This is a genomic window from Elusimicrobiota bacterium, from assembly GCA_016180815.1.
Classification (GTDB): domain Bacteria; phylum Elusimicrobiota; class Elusimicrobia; order JACQPE01; family JACQPE01; genus JACPAN01.
Map to the genome: position 1 here is coordinate 14,091 of JACPAN010000023.1, position 26,397 is coordinate 40,487.

Annotated in this window: 19 protein-coding genes; 12 read left to right on the plus strand and 7 right to left on the minus strand. The window is 53.1% G+C overall.

Features of this window, described 5'->3' with window-relative positions; translation table 11 throughout:
- Positions 1-11: 11 nt before the first annotated feature.
- From HYT79_11225 to rlmB, 12 genes are all read left to right on the plus strand, one after another.
- Positions 12-473 carry a 50S ribosomal protein L9 gene (locus tag HYT79_11225; GenBank protein ID MBI2071159.1) on the plus strand — a complete coding sequence of 154 codons (462 nt, stop codon included), beginning with the start codon at positions 12-14 and terminating at the stop codon, positions 471-473.
- 101 nt (positions 474-574) lie between these two features.
- A complete protein-coding gene (gene dnaB, locus HYT79_11230; protein ID MBI2071160.1) occupies positions 575-2,026 on the plus strand; it encodes a replicative DNA helicase in 1,452 nt (483 codons plus the stop codon).
- Positions 2,023-3,144 (plus strand): alanine racemase, encoded by a 1,122-nt coding sequence (alr, locus tag HYT79_11235; GenBank protein ID MBI2071161.1) that lies wholly within the window; start codon positions 2,023-2,025, stop codon positions 3,142-3,144. Before dnaB ends, alr begins: the two co-directional genes overlap by 4 nt.
- Entirely contained in the window at positions 3,141-3,920 is a 780-nt protein-coding gene (locus HYT79_11240) for an ABC transporter permease (GenBank protein ID MBI2071162.1), read from the plus strand. Before alr ends, HYT79_11240 begins: the two co-directional genes overlap by 4 nt.
- Positions 3,921-3,924: 4 nt before the next feature.
- Entirely contained in the window at positions 3,925-4,692 is a 768-nt protein-coding gene (locus HYT79_11245) for an ABC transporter ATP-binding protein (GenBank protein MBI2071163.1), read from the plus strand.
- A 4-nt stretch (positions 4,693-4,696) separates the two neighbouring features.
- Positions 4,697-5,998 (plus strand): MCE family protein, encoded by a 1,302-nt coding sequence (locus HYT79_11250; protein ID MBI2071164.1) that lies wholly within the window; start codon positions 4,697-4,699, stop codon positions 5,996-5,998.
- Positions 5,999-6,031: 33 nt separating this feature from the next.
- The gene (radA, locus tag HYT79_11255) at positions 6,032-7,408 is read left to right on the plus strand and encodes a DNA repair protein RadA (protein ID MBI2071165.1); all 1,377 of its coding nucleotides are present in this window, start codon (positions 6,032-6,034) and stop codon (positions 7,406-7,408) included.
- Positions 7,405-8,400, plus strand: a complete 996-nt coding sequence (locus HYT79_11260) for a TRAM domain-containing protein (GenBank protein ID MBI2071166.1) — start codon at positions 7,405-7,407, stop codon at positions 8,398-8,400. Before radA ends, HYT79_11260 begins: the two co-directional genes overlap by 4 nt.
- Complete coding sequence (locus HYT79_11265) at positions 8,393-9,118, plus strand: 2-C-methyl-D-erythritol 4-phosphate cytidylyltransferase (protein MBI2071167.1); 726 nt, start codon at positions 8,393-8,395, stop codon at positions 9,116-9,118. The genes HYT79_11260 and HYT79_11265 overlap by 8 nt, the downstream gene beginning before the upstream one ends.
- The gene (gene ispF, locus HYT79_11270; protein ID MBI2071168.1) at positions 9,096-9,566 is read left to right on the plus strand and encodes a 2-C-methyl-D-erythritol 2,4-cyclodiphosphate synthase; all 471 of its coding nucleotides are present in this window, start codon (positions 9,096-9,098) and stop codon (positions 9,564-9,566) included. The genes HYT79_11265 and ispF overlap by 23 nt, the downstream gene beginning before the upstream one ends.
- 4 nt (positions 9,567-9,570) lie before the next feature.
- Positions 9,571-11,004: a cysteine--tRNA ligase gene (locus HYT79_11275; protein ID MBI2071169.1), complete on the plus strand. Its 1,434-nt coding sequence runs from the start codon at positions 9,571-9,573 to the stop codon at positions 11,002-11,004.
- Positions 11,004-11,828 (plus strand): 23S rRNA (guanosine(2251)-2'-O)-methyltransferase RlmB, encoded by an 825-nt coding sequence (rlmB, locus tag HYT79_11280; GenBank protein ID MBI2071170.1) that lies wholly within the window; start codon positions 11,004-11,006, stop codon positions 11,826-11,828. The genes HYT79_11275 and rlmB overlap by 1 nt, the downstream gene beginning before the upstream one ends.
- A gap of 46 nt (positions 11,829-11,874) precedes the next feature.
- On the opposite strand, the gene HYT79_11285 is transcribed toward rlmB, so the two are convergent.
- From HYT79_11285 to HYT79_11315, 7 genes are all read right to left on the minus strand, one after another.
- Positions 11,875-12,879: a hypothetical protein gene (locus tag HYT79_11285; GenBank protein ID MBI2071171.1), complete on the minus strand. Its 1,005-nt coding sequence runs from the start codon at positions 12,877-12,879 to the stop codon at positions 11,875-11,877.
- Positions 12,880-13,108: 229 nt separating this feature from the next.
- Complete coding sequence (locus HYT79_11290; GenBank protein MBI2071172.1) at positions 13,109-14,356, minus strand: type II toxin-antitoxin system HipA family toxin; 1,248 nt, start codon at positions 14,354-14,356, stop codon at positions 13,109-13,111.
- On the minus strand, positions 14,349-14,591 hold the full coding sequence (locus HYT79_11295) for a helix-turn-helix transcriptional regulator (GenBank protein ID MBI2071173.1): 243 nt from the start codon (positions 14,589-14,591) through the stop codon (positions 14,349-14,351). The genes HYT79_11290 and HYT79_11295 overlap by 8 nt, the downstream gene beginning before the upstream one ends.
- 410 nt (positions 14,592-15,001) lie before the next feature.
- Positions 15,002-16,006: a hypothetical protein gene (locus HYT79_11300; GenBank protein ID MBI2071174.1), complete on the minus strand. Its 1,005-nt coding sequence runs from the start codon at positions 16,004-16,006 to the stop codon at positions 15,002-15,004.
- 55 nt (positions 16,007-16,061) lie between these two features.
- Positions 16,062-17,054, minus strand: coding sequence for a PorV/PorQ family protein (locus HYT79_11305; protein ID MBI2071175.1), 993 nt, complete (start codon positions 17,052-17,054; stop codon positions 16,062-16,064).
- Positions 17,041-25,674 carry a hypothetical protein gene (locus HYT79_11310; GenBank protein MBI2071176.1) on the minus strand — a complete coding sequence of 2,878 codons (8,634 nt, stop codon included), beginning with the start codon at positions 25,672-25,674 and terminating at the stop codon, positions 17,041-17,043. Before HYT79_11310 ends, HYT79_11305 begins: the two co-directional genes overlap by 14 nt.
- A 132-nt stretch (positions 25,675-25,806) precedes the next feature.
- Positions 25,807-26,310 carry a hypothetical protein gene (locus HYT79_11315; protein ID MBI2071177.1) on the minus strand — a complete coding sequence of 168 codons (504 nt, stop codon included), beginning with the start codon at positions 26,308-26,310 and terminating at the stop codon, positions 25,807-25,809.
- Positions 26,311-26,397 lie beyond the last annotated feature (87 nt).

A 26,397-nucleotide genomic window follows, 5' to 3' on the forward strand; every position in this document is an offset into this window, starting at 1 on the left:
TATTATTGATCATGAAAATTATTCTTGAAAAAGATGTCCCCAAACTGGGCCGCGCCGGCGATACTAAGGAAGTCGCCGACGGTTTTGCCCGCAATTTTTTAATTCCCCGGCGTCTGGCCGCCCCTCATTCACCCGGAGCCGAACGCGCCAATGAGGCGCGCCGAAGCGTGCGGGCGAAAAAATCGGGGGAAGAGATTAAAGCGGCTCAGGAATTCAAAGCCAAAGTTGAAAAAGTCGAATTGGCCTTTTCGGTCTTGGTGGACGATAAAAACGAGCTTTACGGCTCGGTGAGCAAGGGGCAAATCTTAAAAGCATTGCGCGTCAAAGGCGTCGTCGTCAACCGGGAGGCCAAATTGGAGCTCCCTTCGCCGCTGAAAGCGCTCGGCACGTTTTCCGTTCCCTTGCGGCTTCACTCTGAAGTTGTTGCGGACATTCGCGTCACCATCGCGAAGAGCGAACCCGCAGCCCCGTAAACCCGCCGACAGCCCGTACGCCGGTTCGATTATGATTTCGTCGTTTTGGGGGAGTGCGATAAAATAATGATCTTGATGACAGGCGCGGGGGTTGGTTCTTAATGCCGGAATCGATGGTTCCCACGCTTCCCGGCGCCAAAAGCGGAGCCCCGCGTTCGCCTGAGGCGGAAAAAGCCTGCCTGGGCGCCCTGCTCCTTGATCCCGACGGAATTTCCAAACTCGACGGCGTTCTTGAAGACAAGGATTTTTTCGAAGAAGTCAACCGCAGGATTTTTCGCGCCCTGACCAGGCTTTACGGAGCCGGCCGCCCCATCGACATCATCACCATCAATAACGAGCTTCAAGGCGATTCTCTTTATCAGGGGGCCGGCGGCGAAGCGTACCTAACCGACCTGATGGAGAAAGTGGGCTCGGCGGCTCATATCCACGATTACGCCCGCATCGTCCGCGAGAAGGCGGTCAAACGCGAGCTTTTGCGCGCGGGCATTAAGATTTGTGAAGACGTTTATCGCGAGGATTCCAAAGCGGACAGCCTGCGGCCGACCTCGGGCGTTTCGGAATTGCTGGATCGCGCGGAATCGCTGATTTTCCGGTTGTCGCAGGAGCGCTCGACGAGCGGCATGGTCAAAATGAGCGAATTCGTCCATCCCTTGATGGAAAATTTGGAGAAAGCGCGCGGCACGGATCGCGTCATCGGTTTGTCGTCGGGGTTCGCTAAGCTCGACGAATACACGGCGGGCCTGCAGAAAGGCGAATTCATCATCGTGGGCGCGCGCCCGGGCCAAGGTAAAACCGCTTTAGCCATGAATATAGCCTGTCATGCCGGCTTAACCCAGAAGAAAGCCGTAGCCATTTTTTCCTTGGAAATGAGCAAAGAGGCCATCTTGCTCAGAATGCTTTGCGCCGAAGCCAGGATCGATTCTCATCGTTTGCGAAAAGGCTATTTAGACCGGGAACGTTTCGGGTATTTGACCGAAGCGGCCAGCCGCGTTTTGGAGTCCGACATTTATATCGACGACACCGCGGGGCTATCCTGCCTTGAAGTGCGTTCGCGCGCTCGGCGTTTGGCCCATGAGCTGAACACGCAGAAAAAAGAGCTGTCATTGGTCATTGTCGATTACCTTCAATTGCTGCGCCACGGCGATTCGCGGTTTGAAAACCGGCAGCAGGAAGTCTCCGAAATCTCCCGCAGCCTCAAGGCGTTATCCAAGGATTTGAACGTTCCTCTGGTGGCTTTGTCCCAGTTTTCCCGCCGGCCTGAAGAGAGAGATCGCAGCGGGCGACCCCAGCTTTCGGATTTAAGGGAATCGGGATCGCTGGAGCAGGACGCTGATGTGGTGTTGATGATTTATCGCCCCGGACTTAAGAAAGATAATCCTACCGATGAAGAGCGCCGCGCAGTTGAGCTTATTATCGGCAAACAAAGAAACGGCCCCCTGGGCACCATCCCCTTGGTGTTTCTCGATTACTGCACGCGCTTCGTGGAGCCGGTTTCCGACGGAGCGGTCTCGGTGATGGAGGAAGCGCAGACGCTTGACGAGGCGATCGGGTGACCTCTGTTAACGTCCGCCAGGATTTTTATCGCCCCACGCGCCTTGAAATCGCCCTGGGGCTTTTGGAACAGAATTTTTTAAAGCTTAAAAGCTACCTCGTTTCTTCCTCTACGCAGATCATGGCCGTGGTCAAAGCCAATGCTTATGGGCACGGCGCCGGCGCCCTGGCCGGGCCGCTTGAAAAACTCGGCGTGCGCTGGCTGGGCGTGAGTTCGGTCGAGGAAGGCATTGCGTTGCGCGCGGCCGGAGCCCAAAGCCGTATTTTAATTTTAGGCAGCGTTTATCCTTTCGGCGAATCCTTGGAGGCGGCCCTGGAGCACGGCTTGACGCCGACCTTGTCGAGCCTTGAAGCGGCCCAGGAGCTTATTCGCGTGACCGGCGTCCGGAATTCTCGCGTGAACGTTCACATCAAAATGGAAACAGGCATGGAACGCATCGGCGCCAGGCCGGAGACATGTGTGCAAATCGCGCGCTTGCTGTCGAACTCGGCCAGCGTGACGCTGGAGGGCGTGTATACGCATTTTGCAAGCGCCAAAGACGAAGAGGCGACGCGCCGGCAATTGGCCGAGTTCGAACGCGGACGCCGGCTTCTTGAGACCGCGGGAATCAAGGTTCCCTGCGTGCATGCGGCCAATTCCGCGGCCATAACGCGCTATCCGGAGTCCCAGTTCGATCTGGTTCGCTCCGGTCTGGCGTTGTACGGAGGCGCTCCCGGCTTTGAGCCGATCGCCGCGCTGAAAACCTGCGTCGTTTTTTTGAAGAAAGTTCCGGCAGGACGTCCGGTCAGCTATGAAGGCAGGTTCGTCACGCGGCGGGATTCGGTGCTGGCCACGTTGCCGGTCGGCTACGGGGACGGTTTGCCCATCGGCGCTTGGCCCAGGGCGCATGTCCTCATCCGCGGACGCAAGGCGCCGATTGCGGGTTTGATCACCATGGATATGACCATTGTTGACGTCACCGATATCGCCGATGTTCATGTGGGCGATGACGTTGTCGTGATCGGCCGCTCGGAAACTCAAACCGTGACGCCCAATGATTGGGCCGGATGGGCCAAAATGAGCGTGTATCAATTTTGTTGCGGCTTAGGCGCGCTCAGGCTGGCAAAAATTTACCGATGACAAACTATTTAAAAAATCGCTGGCTTCAAGTCGTGACCACGACGGGCGACGCCACTTTATTGGTGGGCGATTTATTGCGCTCGATGGTCAAATACCGGGTCGATATCGACCTGTTTTTAGCTCAGGCCTCCAGGATCGGCGTGGATTCCTTGCCTGTGGTGGGCATTACAAGTTTGTTCGTGGGCATGGTTTTGGCTCTCCAAACCGGGTATTCCTTCAAAAATGTTTTCAACGAGCCCATGTACGTGGGCACTGTCGTGAGCTTCTCGATGCTCAAGGAATTGGGCCCGGTATTCACCGCGATCGTTGTTTCGGGGCGCATCGGCGCCGCCATCGCCGCGGAACTCGGCACGATGAAAGTGACCGAGCAAATCGACGCTTTGTATACCCTGGGCACCAACCCGATCCGTTATTTAGGCGTGCCCAGATTTTTGGGCGCTTTTTTGATGCTGCCCTTGCTGACCATTTACGCCGATTTTTTGGGCATTGCGGGCGGGTATTTGATCGCGACCACCAAGCTCGGGATTCCGGGCGTCACCTATTGGGAGGACATCGTCACCAATATTGAGATGGACGTGGTGGTTCACGGCGTTTTGAAAACCTTCTTTTTCGCGGCCATCGTGGCCACCACCGCCTGTTACGTGGGTTTCAGAACCTCCGGCGGCGCGGAAGGCGTGGGCCGCGCCACCACGCGCGCGGTGGTCTTTTCCATGGTGGCGATTTTGATCTCGGATTATTTTTTATCGGCTATTCTGGTCGCTTTCGGGATCGGTTAAACGGATGATCCAATTGCGCGACGTGTGGAAAAGTTTCGGCCCCCGGAAGGTTCTTCAGGGCGTGGATTTGGATATCCCCGAAGGAGAAACCATGACCATTATCGGCGGCTCCGGCACCGGCAAAAGCGTGACCTTGAAACACATGGTCGGCTTGTTGAAGCCGGACCGGGGCCAAGTCATCATCGACGGCGTGGATATCGCGGCGTTGGATGATGAGGAGGAGATTTTTAAGATTCAGAATAAATTCGGTTTTTTATTTCAGGGCGCGGCGCTGTTTGACTCCATGACCGTGGGAGAAAACGTGGGTTTTGGTTTAAGGAATCTTAAAAAGAATTTGCCGGAGAGCCAAATCCGCAAAATCGTGCGCGAGCGGCTTCACCTGGTCGGCCTTCCCGACGTGGAGCATATGCGCCCGGCCGAGCTTTCCGGCGGCATGAAAAAGCGCGTGGGCTTGGCCCGGGCCATCGCCCATGACCCAAAATATATCGTTTATGATGAGCCGACCACGGGTTTAGACCCCATCACCGCCGACATGATCAACGAGCTCATTATCGATATGCAGAAAAAACTGGAAGTTACTTCCATCGTGGTCACGCATGACATGGTTTCCGCATATAAGATTTCCAACCGCCTGGCGATGATTTATGAGGGTAAAATTATCGAGGTCGGCACCCCGGCCGAAATCAAGAGCACCGATAATCCTTTTGTTAAACAGTTCGTCACCGGTTCCAGCCATGGTCCGATTAAGGTTAAATTAAGGGAATGGGACTAAACCTATGAATGAAAACAGCAAGAAATTGAAAGTCGGCGTTTTTGTCTTGATGGCGACGTTAATTTTTGGCTTCGGCATCCTTAAACTCGAAGACGTATCTTTTGAGCGGACCTATAGGATGTACGTGTATTTCGACGACGTGGCCGGCATGGCGGAAAAATCCCCGGTCAAAATGGCCGGCGTTCAGGTGGGCAAAGTGCGGCGCATCATCCTCGATGAAGGCAAGGCCCGGGCCGAGCTCTCGATTAGAAGGGGCGTGGTTATTTATAAAGACTGCAAGCCGCGCGTGGCTTCAACCGGCATTATCGGCACCCGGTATCTTGATATCGCGGACGGCAGCCCTTCAGCCGGCGTTGTCGAGGAAGGGGATATGATCACGGGCTTGACCGTATTAGGTTTGGAGGAGTCCGTTTCCCAGGCCTTGGAATCCGTCAAAGGCCTGACCGAATCCGTGCGCGGCCCGAAAGACGATCTGGGCCGCAATCTAAACGCCACCATGGCCAATTTAAATTCAGCCACTTTATCCGTCAGAGAAATTTTGGAGGACCGGAAGCACGATATCTCGGCCGCGCTGTTGAATTTGCGCCAAATAACCTTTTCGTTAAACGAAATTTTGGATAAAGCCGACCGCATTTTGGCCAAAGTCGAAAAAGGGGAGGGCGCCGTGGGCGCTTTGCTGACGGACGCCAAAACCGGCGACGAGGTCAAGGCCTCGGTTGCAAGTCTTAAAGAAGCCAGCGCGGGCGCGGCTGAAATGTTCGGGCGTTTTACCCGCATCCGGGCTTTTTGGGATTATCGTTTCCGCTATGACGCCGAGGCCGCCCAAGGCCGCAGCGATTTTGGCATCAAACTTTCGCCCCGGCCGACCAAATATTATTTCTTGGGCGCCTCCAACGTAGGGGATAAAAAGGCGCCTCTAAAACCTAAAGATTTCGAAAAGAAAAACACGTTCAGCGTGGGCATGGGCAAGGAATTCTTTCCTTGGCTCGATCTTTACGCGGGCGTCATCCGATCGGAGGGCGGTTTCGGGGCGCGCGCGCGCCCCTTCGCCTATATTCCTTATGCCGATCGCATCAGAGTGGAGGCCGAGGCTTTTAGTTTCGGCCGCGATACCACGTTCAACAATCGCGAGTTGAAAGGGGTTAATTACAATATCGGCTTGGCCGCGCAGATTTTTCCCTGGCTGTCGTTGGTTGGCCGGGGCGAAGATATGAATCAAACCAAACATTTTCATGGAGGCTTGAGCGTGACGCTCGAGGATAAAGATTTGGCTTATCTCATCGGACTCATTACCGCGACCCGCTAAATCATTCCTCGGCTCATTTGACAGTTAACGATCGTGAAAACGAAAACTTTGTTTCGTTGCCGGGAATGCGGCCGGGAAGCGGCTCAGTGGCTGGGCCAGTGCCCCGCGTGTTCGGCTTGGGGCGCGTTAGAGGAGATGAGTTTCACCCCGGCTCAAACCCGCGAGCGCCGCATCATCGAACGCAAGCGCTCCGGTGTTGCGCTTGACCTGAAGCCTTTTTCTGAGGAAATTGCCTCAGCGGTTAATTTGCGCCGGTGGGCGAGCGGTTACCCGCTGCTCGATCAAGCGTTGGGCGGCGGTTTTCTTCAGGGTTCCATGGCCCTGATGGGGGGAGCTCCGGGCGTGGGCAAGTCGACGCTGGTGGCTCAAGTCGCCGGCCGTCTGATCGCGGACGGGGCGCGCGTGCTCATGGTCAGCGGAGAAGAGGAGACGGGCCAAATCGCCGAGCGCCTGGTGCGTTTGGGCCTGCCGCGTTCGGAAAACCTTCTCTTGGGATCTTCGTTGACCTTGGAGGAGATTCTTTGGAAAACCGAGGAGACGGCCCCGGATTGCCTGATCGTTGATTCCGTCCAAACCGTCAACGCCGAGGAAGGCCCTTATCCTGCGGGCAGCCCGGCCATGATCCGTTTGGTGACCGGCCGGCTTCTTTTTTTGGCCAAGAAGAAAAACATTACCGTGATTTTGCTGGGCCATGTCACCAAAGAGGGGACGCTGGCCGGCCCCAAACATTTGGAGCATATGGTGGACGTCGTGCTCAGTTTGGAAAAGCCGCGCGCCGAAGAAATACGTTTTCTGAGGGTTTTGAAAAACCGTTTCGGGCCCACCAACGCGTTGGCTGTTTTTGAAATGAGCGGCGGCGGGTTTAAGGAAGTGGCCGATCCTTCGGCCAGTTTTATTTCAGCGGATTGGAGGGCCCGCTTGGCTGCGGAAAATAAACGCACGGGATTGGCCAGTTCGTTCGCCTTAGACGGCGGGCAGGCATTTTTGATCCAGGCCGAAGCATTGATCGGCAAAAAAAAGCTCGCTCCGGGCAAACGGGCGGCTTTGGGCATTGACGGCAATCGTCTGCAGATTTTGATCGCGGTGCTGGAGCGCTCGTTGAACGTGACGCTCGAGTTCTGCGATGTTTTTCTTTCGCTTGTCGGAGGAGTCCGGGTTCGCGATCCGGGCATCGATCTCGCGCTGTTGATGGCTTTGGGTTCGCTGGTGTTGGACTTCGGTTTGCCCACGGATGCGGCGTTTTTGGGAGAGGTTTCCCTCTCCGGCGATGTTCTGGCCCCCAAGGATTTAGCCTTGAGGATTAAGCAAGCGCAGGCTCTGGGCTTTACGAAAATCATCCACGCGCGCCCCGGTTTTTATCGCGCCCGGGACTTCCTCTCAAGCTTCAAACAAGGAGGATCGGTTTCATGATTCTTATCTGGACGTTCCGCGTTCTGGTGATCGTTTTGGGCCCATCGATCGGTTATTTTCAATTCATGCCTCATTGGCAGGGCGCTTTATTGGGCTTGGCCATCAGTTTGCTCGTGGTAGGTATCGAATATTCGCTGGCCCGGGTGCCGTTGGTGCAGATCGTTTTGGGTCTTTTGGGCGCGGTGCTGGGCATTATCGCCGGAGGTTTGTTGGATTTCGTGGTCGGGCAATTGGGCCAGCAGGCCGTGGTCGGATTTTGGTCGGACTTTTCGCTTCTGGTGAAAATCTTATTGGCTTATTTGGGGTTGGTTCTCATCGTTCAGAAATATGCGGAAATCGACACCGTGGATCAAAAGCTTCTCTCCGCCTGGTCCAAGCAGCGCGGCGAGAATCTTTTTCTTTTGGATACGTCGGCGTTGATCGATGGGCGCATCACCGATATTTTAAAGACCAAGTTCATCGCCAATGGAACGTTGCTGGTGACGCGTTTCGTGTTGGATGAGCTTCAACGGCTTTCCGATGATCAGGACGGCCAGAAAAGAACGCGCGGGCGGCGCGGGCTGGATATGCTGTCAAAAATTCAGGAAGACGGATATCTGCCCATGCGCATCGTGGATACGGATTACGCCGATATCAAGGAAGTGGATCAAAAACTTGTGCGCTTGGCCAGAGATTTGAAGGCCAGGCTCATCACCACGGATTACAACCTCTACAAGGTTTCCAATATTCAGGGCATCGAGGTGTTGAACATCAATGATTTGGCCCAGGCCTTAAAGCCGGTGGTCTTGCCGGGCGAAGCGCTTCATGTTTATCTCTTGAAAGAAGGCCGTGAGAAAGAGCAGGGCGTCGGTTATTTAGACGACGGCACCATGGTGGTCGTGGAAGCGGCTAAAGCCATGATCGGCAAACGCGTCGAAGTTTTTGTAACCTCGATTCTTCAAACATCGGCCGGGAAAATGGTTTTTTCCCGCTTAAAAAACCATCGTGAGTAACCGCGCCCTTTTTATTCTTCTGGCCGCCGGCTCCGGACAGCGCTACGGAGCGTACAAGCCGATGGTCAAGCTGGCGGGCCGTCCCCTCATTTATTGGTCTTTAAAAAGAATCAGCGAGCAGGCGCGTTCGGTAGCGGGCGTTGTCGTGGCCTTGCCTTCCGGGTGGACGTGGCGCCGTCTCGAGCGCGCGGGCGCCGTGCCCGGGAGGTTCTCTTGGCAGCCTGTCGTTGTGCGCGGCGGGTCCACGCGTTTTGAGTCGCTTAAAAATTGCCTTAAAGCCATCAGGCAAAACCCTTCGGTTTGGGCTGATTTTGTTTTTGTCCATGACGCGGCCCGGCCCCTATGGCCGTCCGTTTGGATCCCTAGAATGCTGGCGTCCTTAGGTAAGAATCCGTCCGCCTCCGGCGTGGCGCCCCTTGTCCCCGTCAGGGAAACGGTCAAATCAGTCAACGGAAAAATGAGCACGCTCGACCGGCGCGAATATTTGAGGGCCTCGCAAACGCCTCAACTTGTGCGCCTGAAGGATTTTACCCGGGCCCTGGCCGTTTGTTCGCCCCGAACGAATTTTTTGGATGAAGCCCAGATTTTGGAGCTCGCGGGTTTACGCGTGCTTCCTTTCGAAGGGTATTTCGGCAATATCAAAGTGACCTATCCGGTGGACACCGCCATGCTGGAAGGGTTGCTGCGATCTTCTCATGCGCATCGGTCTGGGGTTTGATCTTCATCGCATCAAAACCGCTGCGCGCGGTTATTTGTTGTTAGGCGGAATAAAAATCCCGGCCCCTTACAAAGTCGCGGCTCATTCGGACGGGGATTTGTTGTTTCATGCGCTGGCCGACGCCCTGGCGTCGGCTTTGGGCTTGGGCGATATCGGGGAGTTTTTTCCGCCCGGCAGTTCCGCCACGCGCGCTATGAATTCCCGGCGCATTTTGGATTTTTATTTAGGCCGTATGAAAAAAAGTCGCAAAAAACTTTTGAGCGTGTCTGCCGTGATCGTGGCGGAGCGGCCTAAGTTGGGACCTTATCGCGAACGCCTGCGCCGGGCGCTGGCCCAATCCTTAGGCTTGCCCTTGGATGCGGCCGGGCTCACATTCAAAACCTTCGAAGCCATGCCTGCGTTGGCCGAAGGCTCCATTGCTTGTTGGGCCAATTGCCTGCTTAAATAAGCCGATGCCGCCAAAAATTTCAAAACAAAGCGCTCCGTCCGTGGCGGACGTCCATTTGACCAACACTCTTTCCGGGCGCCTGGAAAAATTTGAGCCCATCGATCCTGCCCGGGTCGGGCTTTATGTCTGCGGTTTGACGCCTTATGATTCAACGCATTTGGGCCATGCCCGCTGCTATGTCACGTTTGATTTAGTCCGCCGGACATTTGAAGCCGCCGGGTACAAGCTCACGCATGTCCAAAACTTCACGGATATCGACGATAAAATCATCGCACGGGCCAAAGAAAAAAAGATGTCCCCGTTCGCTTTGGCGACGAATTTCATGGAGGAGTATTTCGAGGCGATCGATCCGCTCAATGTGCTGCGGGCGCATCATTACCCGCGCGTCACCCAGCATATCCGCGAAATCGTTGATTTGACCGATCGCCTGGTTAAAAAAGGATTTGCTTATCCGGCGGAAAACGGCGACGTTTATTTTGCGGTGGCGCGTTTCGCCGGCTACGGGAAATTGTCCAAACGCAATACCGAGGAGCTGTTATCCGGCGCCCGGGTCGAGGTGTCCCCGCATAAAAAAGACCCGTTGGATTTTGCGCTATGGAAGGCGTCGGCCGAGGAGGGAGCTTCATGGGAATCTCCCTGGGGGCGGGGGCGTCCGGGCTGGCATATCGAGTGCTCGGCTATGTCCTCAAAATATCTGGGCCAGCCCTTCGATCTGCACGGCGGCGGCCAGGACCTGATTTTTCCGCATCATGAAAATGAAATCGCGCAAAGCGAAGCGGCCCAAGACACTCCGTTCGCGCGGTACTTCATGCACAACGGCTTCGTTACGGTGAACAAGGAAAAAATGTCCAAATCCTTGGGAAATTTTTTCAGCTTAAAGGACATTTATAAAAGCTTTCCGCCGCGCGTGGTGCGTTATTATTTGTTGACCGAGCACTACCGGCGTCCGCTGGATTTTTCAGACGCGGCTCTTCAAGAAGCAGCGGCGGCTTTATCCAGGCTTGACGAAGCCGCGGAACTTCTTTTATTCATCGGCGGGACGGGTAAAATTTCCGCCGCCGAGGCCAAATCGATTTTGAAGGAGAAAATGCTGGCTTGCCTAACCCGTGATTTTCACAGCCCTTCGGCTTTGGCCCTTCTTCAGGAATGGGCTGGACGGGTTTTTGACGCGTTTAAAAAGAGAGCCCTGTCGGCAGAAGCGGCGCAACAGTCGCTTCACGAAGCCTCGGCCTGCGCCCGTTCGCTTTTGGGCATCGAGTTCCCCGCTCTTCCCCGGGAACATCCTAAAGGAGCCCTGGCGCTTCTTCATGAGAGAGAGCGTCATCGAACCGGCAAAAAATTTCAAGAGGCGGACGCCATCCGGCGGCGGCTTCTTGAGGAATTCGGGCTGTTGGCCGAGGATACGCCCTATGGGCCCCGGCTGAAGAACAAAAATTAATGTTTCCCATCTGCGGTAAACGCGCGGTGGCCGAGGCTTTGCGCTCCAAACGCGCTCATGCGTTTAAAAATCTTCTCATCGCGGAAAGCCGCGACCGAGTCCGGGCGCCCGCTCGGCGGGCGGATGAGGAAACGGTTGAAGGTCGGCAGACCGAAAACCGCGACAGCGACGTCGAGGAAATCTTTCATTTGGCCAAACAACGCGGCGTCGGCGTCAAAACCGCGTCCGCAGAAGAGTTAACGCGTTGGGCGCCCGGCTGGACGAGCCATCAAGGGATGGTTTTGCTTCTGGCCAAGGAGCCCCGGCCTTTAAGCCTCGATGATTTGATCGGGAAAATTTCCGGCCAAGAGAGGGCTTTCCTGGTCGCGCTTGACGGCGTTACGGATCATCAGAATATCGGCGCTATTGCGAGGTCCGCGGCTTGTTTCGGCGTCGCCGCCATTCTTGCGCCCGAGGACAGGGCTGCTCCTCTTATCCATCCCGCGACATGGCGTGTGGCTCAAGGCGCGGCCGAACATTTGGAATTTTGCAACGTGGTCAACTTATCCCGCGCGCTTCAATCCTTGAAGGACGCCGGCTTTTGGATTGTGGGCGCCGCCTCCCAAGGGGGCAAGGGCCCGGAGGCCTTGGGCGGCTGGCCGAAAAAATTATGCCTGGTTTTAGGCAGTGAAGAAAAAGGGTTGAGGCGTTTGGTTGCGGAGACCTGCGATTTCTTGTTGACGTTCCCGCAGGAGCGGCCCGGAGGCCTTGATTCTTTGAATTTGGCGTCGGCCGCCGCGATTTTATTTTGGGAAGTATACCGCAGCGAGAAAATAAGACGATAGACCGACCTCTGGCTTTAACTACCGGCCGTGTTTTTGACCCCCGGTTCTATTTGACGTAATTGCCGAAACTCCAGGAGATAGAAAAAGTGGTCACCTCTGGATCCCTATTTTCCTTTGCGAGGCCGCTTTTAAGGATGGGAGCGGTGATATTGGCTGAAAGCCCCCAGGGCTTAAAGACGATATTGAGCCCTGCGCCGCTCAAAGATTGATCATATCCCATAAAGCGGCTGCGTGTTCTGGCACGCGGAGGAGTTCCAGTGGTCCCCCCGCACTCGGGAGTGGATTCATTGGCTAAGTCCAAATCGCTGCTGGTTCCCGGCCCTGCAACCCTGATCGTAGTGACGTTGAAAGACCGGCATTCATCCCCCAGTGTTTTTCCAAGGATGAAGAAAGGATTCAATTTTAAATTCTTCCCGATATCGATACCTGCCTGGGCTCCGACGAAGAAACCGGAGAATGTGGGAGACGCTTCCATATCAAAATCTTCCCGGATCCCTGATGTCGTGTCCGAATTGAGGATGTTTTGAGAAAATTTGGCCTGCATAAAACTCGGTCCGGCAAAGAGCGGGAGGCTGAATCCTGAATCGGTGCCGCCGAAAAGCTGGTAAACCAGACCTCCGCTGACTGCGACGAGAGAGGCGTCTGTATTTTTCATGTCGACCGTACAAATTCCCCTGGCCCCGCAAGAAGGGACATTGTGTTTGAAATTCCCCGAGAGAGCGTTTCCTAGTCCCCAAAGGAACAATCCCCATCGGTCTGCGAAAGCGTAGCTGAGGCTCGCCGCTCCGCCGAAACCTTCGAAGTCTCCCGTATCTTGCGCCAAAGAATCGGAAACATCAAGATCTCCCGTGATGAAATTGGGCTGAACGGAAATGCGGTAAGACCCTTTTTTATAGTAGAGCATGGGAAGCGGAGGGTTGGTCATCAAAAGCCGGTTGGTGAAATGAGAGGCTTCGATCCCCAGTCCAGCCTCATGAAATCCATGGGTAAAATGCGGTATCAAGCTGAGGGAAAGCAAAAACGTCAAAAATCGGAAAGATTTTCTCTCCACGAGAACACCCCCTGTATTTAGCGTCGATTGACTTTAGCACAAAATTGGGCAATCGCTATAATGATGGAGCTTTTTATGGAAAACCGCATGATCGTCCCCATAGCTCAATGGATAGTGGAAAACTTTCTCCCTACTTTTTATAAGGAGAAATCACCTTAGACGATTCTCCCGTGCGCCCGCGTAACCCCACGATTTTGTCCTAAAATAGACACTTTTCGGACGCCAACTTTTAACTTAAAGAACTAATCAGACGTCCTGTCATAAGGGCGATATTTTTGTTAATTTTATCGACAGTTTCTTGATTACCATAGCGAGCGTAAAATTCATTGGCTAAGGTAGCCGCCACATCGGGAAGCTTGCCGGCGATTTCTTTGCCTGTAGCCGCGATAGCTATAAAACTCATACCGGCATCAGTAGCCAGCCGTTCCCAATTTTTCCTAGTCACATAATTAGGATCGTTTTGACCTCCAATTTTCATGGCTAAGTTACGAGAAAGACGGGGATAAATTTGGGTGGATAGCAGATCGTAGAAGGGAGCCAATCGGTAGTCTTTTTTGGTGATTAACAGAGAAATATTTTTAGCGTGAGCATCGCAATTTCCGATCAAATAATTAAAAAATACCCATAGCAGGGTGTAATTTTTATCAATTGCGGGTTGGGTTCCACTCTCTGATAGAAGGGTAAAACATTTCGCAAGGCTGGGACCGCCCTCAAATTCATATTTTTGAGAATAGCCAAGACCAAGCGCTTGGCAGAAGTCCTCCTGATGGATCCGCACCAGTTTTCCCTGTTCATTTTTTTTGCGATCGTAACGTTCAATAAAATAAACAGAGTGCTCAATTTTGGTAAAGATGAATGATTTCGGAACAGGCAGGCCGCAATTTCCAGCTAATGCCATGCAGAAAGCCTCGTTTTCTACCGCTGCCTCAATGTCGGCGATTTGGGGCTTGAGAATATGGGAGCTGGGAGCGCCGCTGACAGGAAGATAAATTTTTTCATCCTCAATATAAACGGGTAGTTTTTGCTGAGCGCCTGCCAAAGACAGTCTGATCTCCTGTCGAGGAAAAAGAAGAGGGATTTTCTCCATGTCTCGGATCATGCCGCTGAGTTCTTGCGTAGACAGAGGAACATAATCGCCGTTTCCCGACGGAGGTTCATCCTCCGGAAATAAAGACACGGCGCCCGCGCATTCCCTACCCAATTCTTTTAACAGCGCGAAATCATTGGATTCGGAGACGCCTAATTTTTGCGCCACATAAGTGCGCACGCTGCCTTCGGGCAATAGATTGGCAAAAAATAGCCGGCAAACCTGATCGGGATAAGGTTCTGCCTTTAGACCCATTCTGATTGAAAGAGGGAAGGCTTCCGGGTTGGATAACCACTCTGGAGCATACTGGAATACAAAATTTTTGTTATTTTCATAACGCAAATAACCTATCAGGCTTTTTGCCCAATAAACCAAAAGAGTTTCACTCATCGCTAATTTCCTTTCTCTTCATTACTAGACGCAAGCCCAGTCCATTTAAGACCTGAATAGTTTTTCCTAAGTGGATAGACGATTTTCCGTTTTCCAAATCCGAAAGAAACCGGATGCCAACGCCGCATGCCCTGGCTGCTTGGATTTGAGTGAGCCCAGCGGCTGCTCTAGCCTGACGGACCAGCGCGCCTATATCCGATGGATTTTTAATGATTGCCTTGGTGTTTTGTTTCATTTTTCCCGATCGGGAGTATTTAATAAAAAATATCAATATATGGAATTTTATTCCCGATCGGTAATATTTTAGATGATAAACGAAAATTTTTCAATACTTTTCCCGATCGGGAATAAAACGTTAAACTGCCCCTGCATCTTGGTTCAAACCCAGCTCCGATCGGGGATTTTTTTAATGCGCAAATCATTTGGGTTATGGGCAATCGCTATAATGAGAAGACTTATTCCTGAAAATCAGATGATTGTCCCCATAGCTCAATGGATAGAGTGTTGCCCTCCGAAGGCTTTAAAAAATTTTTGCCCATGTGCGCCTGAGCCCGCCCTCCGACGACAAACCGTCTCCGAGCGTTCTCCCGATTGCCCCAGTTTTCCGCAGTTTTTACTAGGGAGTGGACACTTTTTGGACACCACTTATGAATGAAAAATACGATGCAAGACAGAAACCACAACAGTTAAAGTGAATACGATTTTTAGCAGACTCCACGAAATAATTGACCCCAAAGTCTCTTCGATTTTTACGTTTTCTTTAATCAGCGGTCGATACCATGACTGGATTACGATTGTTTTTTCTGAATTCTTTTCCATCTCTGTAAATTTCATGCGAATATCCCATTTGGTGTTAGACAAAATATTGCCCCCCATCGCTGCGATTAGTGGTTCTGGCAACGCTTTAACCCAAGGAGATTTAACTTGTAGAAAGTACGATTTGTTTTCATGTTTTGATGAATTGGTCAAGGTGACTGGATTCCAGAAAACCCGGACTTTTTGCAAGAGCAAATAAGCATTGGTTTTTGATTCACGGTCAGACAGTTGTTCGATGCAATCATATATCGGATCTCCCGGAAAGGCATAACCTAGCTCTGGGTTTGAGTGTATGTCGACCCCATTGTATTGCAACCATGCACCAAAAGAAGCCGCATCTGTAAATTTTGTTTTTTCAATTTCCTCTAAGAGCAAATTTTTAAGCTCTCGGCCATAACCCGCCTTATATTTGGCTTCCAAATATTCATATTGTTGTTCTTGCTCAGGATCATCTATGTAATATAACGTCGGGGGTTCCGGAACCCTTTTGTTATGTTCCAAGGTCGGGTTATTCAAAAAATGAATCCATCGAACTATGTTGTTACTTTGATTTTTCACGGGGAATACAGCATCTTTTGGAAATGGCTTTCGTAGGCATTTGTCCATTTTTGATTTATTACTTATTTCTCGGTAGAAATGAGTCATATCATCTACAACAACGGGTTTTTCTAGACGAAACTGCACTTCCGGTTTGTTGTAAAAATATCGCAAAAGAGTCACTATGGCGACGGCGAAACCCGTCAGTTTTATAAAGAAATCAAAGGAATCTAAATTTCGTTTAGAAAATATCCATTGGAAAGCCAGGCTGATTAAATTTTTAATTTTGTCGAGCACATCGAAGACAGTAAGTTTTAGATCAAAACATTTTTTTAACTTTTCGAAGTTCATATTAGAAACGGGCTCCTAGGCTCACCCTATGCGTATCCCCTAAAAGCCCGAATGGCTTGAAAGCATAATCAATCTGAGCCCCCATCAAACGGAATCCCACGCCGCCGGAGATTCCATCTAATCCACCGTTGCCGGCCAGCGGAATTTGTTGGCCGAGGGCCGCGATATAGCCGCCGCGCAGGCTCAGGACCGGCAGGGCCTGGTACTCGGTGCCGATATTGATATTGGTTTTATGGCTGATGAGTTGTTGTTTGACGTCCAAGGCCAAGGCAATGCCCACCGGCAGTCGGTAGCTTAATCCTCCGGAAAGACTTAACGGCAATGGATCGCGCTGCTCGATAAATCGAATCCCTGGGCCCACGTTCTGCAGAGCTAAGCCCAGGGATATGGGAGAATGGGAACGTGCAAAAACCATCAATCCCAAATCAAAGGCGAAAGTATTAGCCCGATATCCCGCAATCTCGCTTTGAATCAGCTTGGTATTTAATCCTGCTTGTATTGACCCGATCCTTCGGCCATAACCTAAAGCTAAAGATTGATCCTGGGCTTTGATGGAGCCTGTTCGTTCCCTGTTTTGTCCCCTGGCTTCGGATTCTCCCTGGGATAAAACGCTGATCGAACCTGCAAACGTTCCTGTTTTGGCCGGATACCCAAATCCCAGGAAATTATATTGACTGTCCAACAGCCATTGAGAATACATGGCCCCGATCTCAGGCTGGTTCATTAAAGCCAGTCCTGCCGGGTTCCAGTGCAAAGAGGAAATGTCATTGGCCAAGGCCGTGTAAGCCCCGCCCATGCCCACGGGCCGGGCTCCCACGGGAATATTCAAAAACTCGGCCCCTGTTTTCTGCGTTGTTTGGGCAAAAAGGGACAAGGCCATGGTCAAAATCCAGGCTAAAGCAACCAGCGCAGCCACCAGCCAAACCTTGCTCTTTCGCGCCGGCTGCTCCGGCGGATACACATGTTTGGTTATAAAACGTTCACCTGACCACATGGAATTTTCCTTTAGCTCTCAGTATTTCCGAGCCTTTTTTGGCTTCAATCAGATAGAAATAAGTCCCTGATGGAATATGCCCATCCCAGCCCCATTCATAGGCGTATTGGGGGCCTTGGCCGTCATCAATAACTTGAGGCAATCCGCTTAAGCTTCCCTCTTTGATCAGCTCCCCGGCTATCGAATAAATCAGGATGCGTGCGGAATCAGCTAGACCAGCTTCTATGTGGATGACAGGCTTGGCCCCGCTTACGGCGGGATTAGGATAAGCGTAGACTTCGCCTAATTGGAATTTTGGATCAGGCCCAAAGGTTTGCGGCGTGGTTGTGGCTGCCGCTGTTTTGACGCCGCCTTTTTGTTTCTCGCCGTCTTGTATTTGAGCGGGGATTTGACCGGATAAACCGTCGGCTTGGACAAAGAGCGAAGCCCCTTGAATCGTGATGTCTTTAGCGAAAAGATTGCCGGTAATCGAGCTGTTGCCCGCGGCTTTCACCGAGGAGTTCGGCGCATAAAGAATAACCGCGGCCCGCGATCCTCCGGCAAATTCATGAGTTTGCTCAAAATCCGAGAACACGGCGCAATCGATCGAGCGTCCCGAGGCGTTCATCGACCCCCCGCCGGTGATGGCCAACGCTCCTGTCAGAAAAATGCGCACCGGGCCGCTGGAAATTAAAGCCGCTTGAGAGTCGATAGTCATCCCGGAGAAAAGATAGCTGCCCGCGCCCAACGTCAAGGTCGCGCCCTTGCTCACAACAAGGGCTCCCTCCGGACTCAGGAATTGGCTTGGGATTAAGCCGTTGTCATTGGATTGAATCAGATCAGCCTTAATGGAAGCTAAATTAATGGGAGAGGCATGAACGGAATCTGAAGCGATGGTTTGCGTGCCGATGATAACGCTGTTTCCTTTAAGCTCGATGGCCGGAGCGATCACGCTTCCCGTAAGGCGGACATTACCGGAGGCGTTGTAGGCGCCGTTGGAGACGATTTTTCCGGTAATATCCGCTGTTCCTGATGCTGTGATGGTCGCCGTCCCTGCCGCGATCATGGCCGTCTCCCTTAAAGGCGTCACGGACAGAGCGAATGTTTTGACCGTTTCAAAATTTCCAAGATTATCGCGGCTTCTGTATTTGACGGCATGCTCCCCCTGGGCAGGCAGGGTAAACGCGGCAGAATAAACCTGAAAAGCGCCGTTATCAACGGCAAACTCCGTCTGCGCCCAGCCGGAGCTTGTCCCGTTGACCTCAGGATCGATTGCCAAAAGGGTAATGAGGGTGTTGGGCGTGATCATGGTCCGGCCAAAAGCGCTGAAAGCGCTTTCCTCCAAGCTCAATTGAGTGACGGGTGGGGTGTTATCCACCGCGATTTGAACGGTTTTGAGCGTTTCTTGATTGCCCACCACATCCACGGAAAAGAATCTCATTTCATGAAATCCTTCAGCAGAAATAGCGAATGTGGCGCTAAATACGGCAAACGACGATTGATCTACGCTGAATTGGGTTTTAGCCACGCCCAAGCCGATGCCGTCGCCCATCTCGACTAAATCATCAACAGCGGAAAACCCGATGAATGTATTGCTTGTGATAAATACCGGGTTCTCCCCGAATTTTGGCTCTCCAGCGACCAGGCTCGTTCTTGGCGGCAGAAGATCGTGGATGACTTCAAAGACGCCGGAGACGGCGATTGTGGAATTATTCACCCAGTCCTTGGCCTCAACCTCCAAAACCCAGAGACCGTCATCAATCGAAAGGGGCTCAATGATTTGCCCTTGATGGACGATGAGTCTGGTCGGACCTCTGATTGTTCCGGTATTTTGACGCTCAACTAATTCCAGGCGTAGGATGTCGGGCGCGGGGTCGAAATTGTCCGTCACCGAAGAAACGTCGATGGTGATCGAGTTTTGCGAAGCGATAAAGCGTTCGCCCCCTGCCGGGGAAAGGATGTTGACAGCAGGGGGCGTCCTGTCGATCAAAATCTTGGCGGTTCGATCTTCTCCTTGGTTTCTGGATAAATCCTTGCCGGAAATAATAATGGTTTGTTCGCCTTCAAGCGCGTCCTGGGCCGCGGAAAGCTTGAACGTCCAGGAAAAAGACGGCGGCTCGTTTCTGTCAAAAGCCTGCGAGCCGTCTGCTTTGACAACAGGCTCGCCTAAAAGCCTTTCTGAAGCGATAAAGCGTATCGTTGATGTGGACAAAGGGCCGGCAACAGCCGGGGAGGAAACATTCACCATGCGGATCAAATCAATCGACAAAGCCTCCAAAACAGGGCTGGCCTGTTCGGTCGTTGCTCTTGAGAGCGTGCTCCTAAACTTGATTTGGCGCTGAACGATATCCGCCGTAGACAAAAGCTCGATGGGAAAAAACATTTGGCCGTCTGTCGTAAACTCATGTTGGATGGCGCCCTGTGCCGGATTCTGCGCAGCCCGGAAATTGTCGATTCTGGATAGCTCCGGCAAGCTGATAAACGGCGTTTCCAGCGTGCCCAGGAGCGTGCCTTGTCCGCCGCCTCCTCCATTGCCCGACGCGGTGATGATTCTAAAGCTCTGGACATCGAGTCCGATGGGCACCGGCTCAAAGGTCCGGGCTTCCAAGCCGAATCCCGCGCCCCGAAGATCGGGATCGCCCGGCATAAGTTGACCTTGCAGAATTTCATTGCCGTTGGCGGACAACCGAATATTTCCCTGGTTAACTGTGACTAGATAGTCAAGGAAATCGAATGTCTGCGTCGGCGGCAGACTGATATTTCCGTTGGCTAATTCTTGTTCCCTGGAATTGTTGAGTAAGCGCGCCAGACCGGCGGCCGTGTCGATTTCCAAGACGCCTCCGAATTGATCGTCCTGCATAAAAATCAACAGCCTGGAATCCGATGTTTTAAGCGCGGCGCGCAGCTCCAAACGGTATTCCTGCGAGGCGCTCAATTCCTGCATAAACAAATAGTTGATATCCCCGTCATCCGGCGAGGAAAGCCTTAAAAACGACTCCATGGTCGCGCCTTCAGTCACGATTTCTTCTCTGGGAGGCTGGGTAAAGAAACGATTGATTCTTTTTTGAACCGTGAGCGAGAAATGCTCGGGCAGCACCGAGGCTTGGTAATCCACCAGCACCCCGCCCGGGGAGCCCCCATTGCCCGGAGGCCCTTCCGCAGGAAGCTCCGGGCCTCCGGTGAAGTACCGAAAAAACTCAAATTCCGCGTCCAGGGTTCCGCCGGGAACCAAAGTCCTCGCTCCGTAAGCCGCTTGAGGCATGGCTAGGAATGCGAAGGGCGACGGGGGCAACGTCGCTTCAAAAAGCAGCGCGCCGTCTTCAAAAACGCGCGCCACAAGCGCGCCGGCCGGATGATGAATATCAGGACCCACGCTTAAGTGATAAGTTCGGGTTTCTCCGGCGCCTGCGCCGGTCGCAAACTCGCCGATGGTTGCCGTCTCGGGAAACAATAAATCGCCATTTGTAAAGCGCAGCGTGCCCTGGCCGGGCTCGATCAATAGCTCCAGAGCCGTATCTTGCTCGTTGACAACGGTCATGCTCAAGGCCGTCTGTTCATTCATAGCCCGGCCCCGCATCTCAGAGACAAAGCCTTGATCAATGTTTAATTCAAAATTCTCCTGGGTATAAAAGGCATGGGCGAAGCCGTGGCTCGTCAATCTTAAACCCGAGGGCGTCAATTCTTGGGATACGTTTAAAATAGGAATCGAGGCCAAGAATTGGAAAGGCGGAGCAAAGCCGGCGGGAAGCTCGGCAGCCCCCACGGCTTGATACTCCACGGTCCACTGCCCGGTTCCCGGATCAGGACCCGGCCCCGGGCTCCCGCCGTCGATTAATTTCACCCCGCCGTTGAAGGCCGTCACCCCGTTGAACACATTGACCGGATCATTGGCCTGTATGAACAAGGGGGCAGTTCCCGAGAACGTGGGCGGCGTATTGTCCACCACGATCACCACGCTTTGGGCGGGGGAATGATTGCCCAGATTATCCGTCGCGTCAACGGTCAAGACAAAACGGCCCTCTTCGGGAAAATTCATGGGGAGCATAACAGGCTCTGAGTTGCCTTGATCAGGGGGGCATTCATCTGTGACCGGGTCAGGCTCAGGACATGGCTGTTGGCCGTTTCCATTTAACCGCTCCAGCCTGAATACGGTTTCCCTGACTCCTGAGCCTGCGTCCGTGGACCTAAAATCAATGATGTCCGCGCTGTTTACATAAATCGTCCCGTTTTCCCGGAACACCCCGGGAGGCAGGACAATCTCCGTGACGGGCGGCGTGTTATCGACATGAATTTTAGCGGTCTGGGCGTTTTCTTGATGCCCCCTGATATCCACGGCGGCAAACGTTACGTTCGTTTCGCCATCGTCTAAGCCCAACAAGCCGATGGTTTGGGACAGGACCGGGGAAACGATGGGATCAGGGTTCGTAAAAATTTCGGAAAATGCCCCATTGATGGAAACGCTCAGGCTCGATACGCCTAATCCAAACCCGTCGCCCGGACCTAAGGCGTCATCCGTTGAGGTGCATCTTAAAGTACTGTTTCTATTCACAAACACGGGACTCTCGCCTAATCTGGGGCCTTCGATTTCCAGCGCTGTTCTGGGCGGCTGCTCGTCATTGTGGATGATTTCAAAAACGCCGGAGGCAAAGTCCGAGGCATTACCCGCCCAGTCCTTGGCGTTGACATTCATGACCCAAAGTCCGTCATCGAGAATGCGGGGTTCGATAACCTGATCGTTGACGACGACCATCGACGTCGTTCCTTCAAAAAGAACACCCCGGTTTTCCACTTGAAGCAATTGGGCCGCCAGGGAAGGTTGGGGATCGAAATTGTCTTGAAGCAGGATATCGGTTCGGAGCTTGAGCGAAACGAGAGTGAATGTTTGTCCTTCTGCGGGGGACAGAATTTGGGTTGCCGGAGCCGTTCGATCAACGACAATGGCGCCCGTGGCATCCTCACCCTGATTGCCGGCAAGATCAGTTCCGGAAACTGCGATTGTTTTTAGGCTCTCGAAGGTATCGGTTGAGGTCTTAACGGTAAAGCTCCAGGAAAAGGAAGGGGGCTCGTTTTTGTCCGTGGCCGTCAACTCTCCCGCCTGGACGCTGGGTTGTCCCCTTAAACGTTCTGACGCGATAAAACGGATGGTGGCCGTTGACGGCGCACCCACGGCCGCAGGCCTGACCTCAATGCTGCGGATCAGATCGAGTATGAACGACTCAAGAGCAGGGCTCGCCTGAGTTTCATTTTCCCGCGAGAGCGTGCTTTTGAATTTAATCCGCCTTTGAGTCAAATCCGCCTGGGATAATTGATCGATCGGAAAGAAATTTTGTCCGTCCGTGGTGAATTCATGGGCAATGCTGCCTTGCCCGGGGTCTTCCACGGCCTGAAAATTGTTGATCTTGGTGATTTCCGGCAGGCTGATGAAGGGTGTCTCAACCGTGCCGGATAAAGCGCCCTGCCCTGTTCCTCCGTTGCCTGAAGGGCCTGCGATAATTTTAAAGTGTTGAACCGCCATTTCGATGGGAACGGGCTCCTCGGCCCGGGCCTCCAAGCCGAAACCAGCGCCTGGTGCACCGGGAAAAGGAAACAGCGCAACGTCGATGACATTGATGCCGCTGATGGATAGATGGGCCGTGCCTTCAAGAACGGATATGGAATATTCATTAAATCCAAAAGGCTCGATTAACGCCGCTACGGAAGCCGAAGCCAAAGTCGCCTGCCGGTCCGGGCTTAAGACATCGATCGTTTTCTCTTCGGGATCAACCTGAATAAGCCCGCCGAAGAGACCATCCATCACGGAGATGATAAGCCGTGAATCCGGGGTCTTCAAGGCAGCGCGTAGATTAATGTCGTATCCCTGTTGGGCATTTAGGTTTTGTGAGAAAAAATACCCAATGGCCCCATCCTGCTCGGAGCTCATCCTTAGGCCCTCGGGATGGATCTCCTCCGCGGGCTCAGTCATAAACGGAGCATGAATTTGTTTTTGAACAAATGTGCCGTATTGCTCCGGCAAAACCGTGGCCTGATAATCCACAAGCGCGCCAGGAGCGGGAGGAGGCGGCTCAGGCGGGGGCTCCTGCGCTGAGGGAGCATCAGCGCCTCCTGTGTAATAGCGGAAAAATTCAAATTCCGCAGCCAAGGGCCCTGCCAAGACTCCCCCGGCCGTCCTGGCGCCGTAAAAAACCATGGGCGCTGTCGCTGCCGTTGGAAAAGGAGATGACAAGGGCAGTTGCTCCTCAAAACGTAGGTTGCCGTTTTCAAAGACTTTGACCAAGGCGATGCCGTTAACCTTAACGGATATTCGATAGGTCGCTGTTTCTCCGGGAAGCATGGCGGCAGGGAACTGCCGGATGTGTTGATTATTGTTATGCGGAAATTGCTGATCAATGTATCTTAGCTGGGCATGCCCCAAGCCCGGAGAAACCAAAAGTTCGATCCCAAAGAATTCATTAAAAGTTCCCATGCTTAAAGTTGTTTCGGCGTTTATCGCCGAGGCCCTCATCTCCGTGACATAGCCGGTATGGGCGCTTAGAGCGGGATGCTGCTGGGTGTAAAAAATGGCAACGTTGGGATCGAGGCCGTCCACCCGCAACGTGCCGTTGGGCGTGATCATCTGATTGGGCATTCCCGCGACAATGGTTTGGAAAGGATTGCTGTATTCTGATGGCAGTTGAGCATTGGGCATGGGGTTGTATTCCACGGTCCACTGGGCGCTTCCGGGAGGAGGCGGCTCAGGCGGGGGCTGCTGCCCGGAGGGAGGCTCGGAGCCTCCTGTGTAATAGCGGAAAAACTCAAATTCCGCTTCCAGCCCCAAAGGCGCTTGTCCCATGGGCTTGGCCCCGTAGGCCACCTTAGGCATACCGGCCGGGGAAAAAGGAGGCGCGGTCGCCGGCAGCTCATAAACTAAATGTCCGTCGACAAAAATTTTGATTCTTGCGGCCTGCGTGTCTGCGCCTTCAATATCCACGGCTAGGCGGTAAGTCTTGAACTCGAAGGGATTCTCCACCGGGAACACGGCGATCTCTGCGCCCCCCGCCCCAAAAAGATCGGTAATATAGCGAAGCTCGGCTTGCCCGCCGGCCGCTCCCTCAGGCCTGATCAAAAGCTCGATGCCCGCGGTTTCATCAATGGCAACCAAGCTCAAGGCCGTGTTATCATTGCCGACTCTCGCCCTCATTTCCGAGACATGGCCTGTTTGCGCGCTTAATTCGTGGTTTTGTTGGACGTAATAGGCCGCGGCATCGGGATCAGAACCCGGGTTTGTCAGACGCAGCATACCGGTGGGCAATAAATTCTGATCTGTTATGTGCAAAAAAATCGTGTCAAAAGGCGGATCATGCTCGAAGGGAAGCAGTCCCGATGAGGCGCTATACTCCACCGTCCATTGCCCGGCAGGAGGCGGCGTGGCTCCGGAATCAGCCAGCTTGACCGCGCCGTTGACAATGACAACGCCGTTGAAGCTGTTGAGAGGGTCGACAGCTTGAATGTTTAAGGGCTGGGTTCCCGTGAACGTGGGCGGCGTGTTGTCAACGATGACTTTCAATGTTTTGACCTGCTCCGTGTTGCCCAATTTGTCCCTTGAGAAAAACGTCAGATCAAAACGGCCTTCCGCAGCGAAATTTAACGGCCGGGCCGGTTCATAATTGGCCGGCCCTCCTGGCGGCAGTTGAGCAGGGTTTTGCGTCTGCCCTTCGGGCATAACGGCAAAAAGAATTTCTCCGGTTCCCGAGCCCGCATCCTGGGCCCCAAAATCAAGCGTCACTTGGCTGTTGATATAAATGGTTCCGTTTTCCCGGAATGTGCCCGTAGGAATAACGATCTCCGTTGTCGGCGGGGTATTATCAATCGCGATTTTTACCGTCTTGAGCGTTTCGACGTTGCCCTGAGTGTCTGAAGCGAAAAATTTAAGATCATAAGCTCCATCCGCAACGCCCAAAAGATTCATGCTTTGGGCGAAGAAAGGCACGGTTGACCTGGGATTAACGAACGTCTGCTCAAAAACAGAGTTCAGAGAAACCGTCAGGCTCGATACCCCGATCCCGGATTGATCGCCAATCTCATTGGCGTCGTCCTCCACGTTAAAGTTCAAGCGGCTGCTTTGATTGATGAACACCGGTTCCTGCCCGAATTTTGGCTGATCGATGAGCAAAGTTGTTCTGGGCGCCAACAAATCTTTGAATCCGGCAGCCTGTATTTTGAAAATCCCCGGCTGCGCGCTCAGAGGATCAAATGCCGAGACATCGGTATCGACGGCAAAGGCATTATTGATGGTTATCGTGCTTGAAGAGGCCGGAGGACCCGAGGCCAGAAATGTTGATTCAAGAACGGAACCGAGCCCTTTGGGCGTTTGCAGGCTTTGCGCGTTGAAGGCGACCATGCGCACCTTGCCTTGGCCCAGAATGCCGGGGTTAAAGAAGAAGTGACTGGAGAGTTCGCCCAACCCTTTGACGTTTTGAAGCGTGGCTGCGTTGGTGTCAAAGGACAATTCAAAATCAAAGGCTCCCAAAGCCTCGTTCTGGGTGTCCAGCGTAACAGTGGAAACGCTGATATCATTCGGGGTGAGCGTTTGATCTTGAGGATTGACGCTGATTGTCGCGGGGGCGGCGGACAAATCGGCTTGAGCCAAACTAATGGCCGCCAAGGTCCACAATAGGACCCTCAATAATCCCCTAACTACCCTCAACCTGCTCATGGCACGAACCTTTTTATTTTTAAGCTACTTCATGGTGTCGGATATCCTTATCGGCTGACCTCCTTTTCCCTATTCATTGTCTTACGGCCCCTCCATGGACAATCCCGGAGGGGGAGTGGTTAAAAACGGAATAAATTCGACGTTGTCCGACACCCGGTCCCCCGTGCCCTCCGGATTGGACGCATGGGCCGGTCCCGAGGCCGATCCCCAGAAATTGTTGGTGGCGTCCACGGTCACAGCCGGGTCTTCGTTCGTCACGCCGAAATTCTGATTGCCGGATATAATGGAATCGCGGTCCAAAAGAATGCCGCTGACGTTTCCTTCAATTTGCCCGAGGTTTAGAGCGAACGTGGAATTCTGTGCGCTGATTCCCGCTTGATTGGAATTTTTGACGGTAACGCGGCTTAGAGAGACGTCGGCGCCGTTGCTCAAGGCTATTGCCGCGGTATTGCTTTCTTCGATCAAGAGCGGTCCCAGGATTGCGCCGGTCCCATTGAGGTTAAGCCCAACATTCGCAAATCGGATATTAGAATGAGCCATAGCGAGATTGGCATCGGGATCAACGGCACAAAGCCGCGATTCCATTATATCCGGCAATCAGAATTTCGGCGTGACGAACGAAGACCCGGCTGTGACCGTGGACGCCACCAACAATTTCTGGGGATCGGCCTC

What these genes read in the sequence shown, in the direction of transcription:
- HYT79_11315 (MBI2071177.1), bottom strand. Translation starts at nt 26,310, where the DNA reads ATGGAATCGCGGCTTTGTGCCGTTGATCCCGATGCCAATCTCGCTATG.
- ispF (MBI2071168.1), top strand. Translation starts at nt 9,096, where the DNA reads ATGCGCATCGGTCTGGGGTTTGATCTTCATCGCATCAAAACCGCTGCG.
- HYT79_11250 (MBI2071164.1), top strand. Translation starts at nt 4,697, where the DNA reads ATGAATGAAAACAGCAAGAAATTGAAAGTCGGCGTTTTTGTCTTGATG.
- HYT79_11295 (MBI2071173.1), bottom strand. Translation starts at nt 14,591, where the DNA reads ATGAAACAAAACACCAAGGCAATCATTAAAAATCCATCGGATATAGGC.
- rlmB (MBI2071170.1), top strand. Translation starts at nt 11,004, where the DNA reads ATGTTTCCCATCTGCGGTAAACGCGCGGTGGCCGAGGCTTTGCGCTCC.
- dnaB (MBI2071160.1), top strand. Translation starts at nt 575, where the DNA reads ATGCCGGAATCGATGGTTCCCACGCTTCCCGGCGCCAAAAGCGGAGCC.
- HYT79_11275 (MBI2071169.1), top strand. Translation starts at nt 9,571, where the DNA reads ATGCCGCCAAAAATTTCAAAACAAAGCGCTCCGTCCGTGGCGGACGTC.
- HYT79_11225 (MBI2071159.1), top strand. Translation starts at nt 12, where the DNA reads ATGAAAATTATTCTTGAAAAAGATGTCCCCAAACTGGGCCGCGCCGGC.
- HYT79_11245 (MBI2071163.1), top strand. Translation starts at nt 3,925, where the DNA reads ATGATCCAATTGCGCGACGTGTGGAAAAGTTTCGGCCCCCGGAAGGTT.
- HYT79_11240 (MBI2071162.1), top strand. Translation starts at nt 3,141, where the DNA reads ATGACAAACTATTTAAAAAATCGCTGGCTTCAAGTCGTGACCACGACG.
- HYT79_11305 (MBI2071175.1), bottom strand. Translation starts at nt 17,054, where the DNA reads ATGTGGTCAGGTGAACGTTTTATAACCAAACATGTGTATCCGCCGGAG.
- HYT79_11290 (MBI2071172.1), bottom strand. Translation starts at nt 14,356, where the DNA reads ATGAGTGAAACTCTTTTGGTTTATTGGGCAAAAAGCCTGATAGGTTAT.
- HYT79_11260 (MBI2071166.1), top strand. Translation starts at nt 7,405, where the DNA reads ATGATTCTTATCTGGACGTTCCGCGTTCTGGTGATCGTTTTGGGCCCA.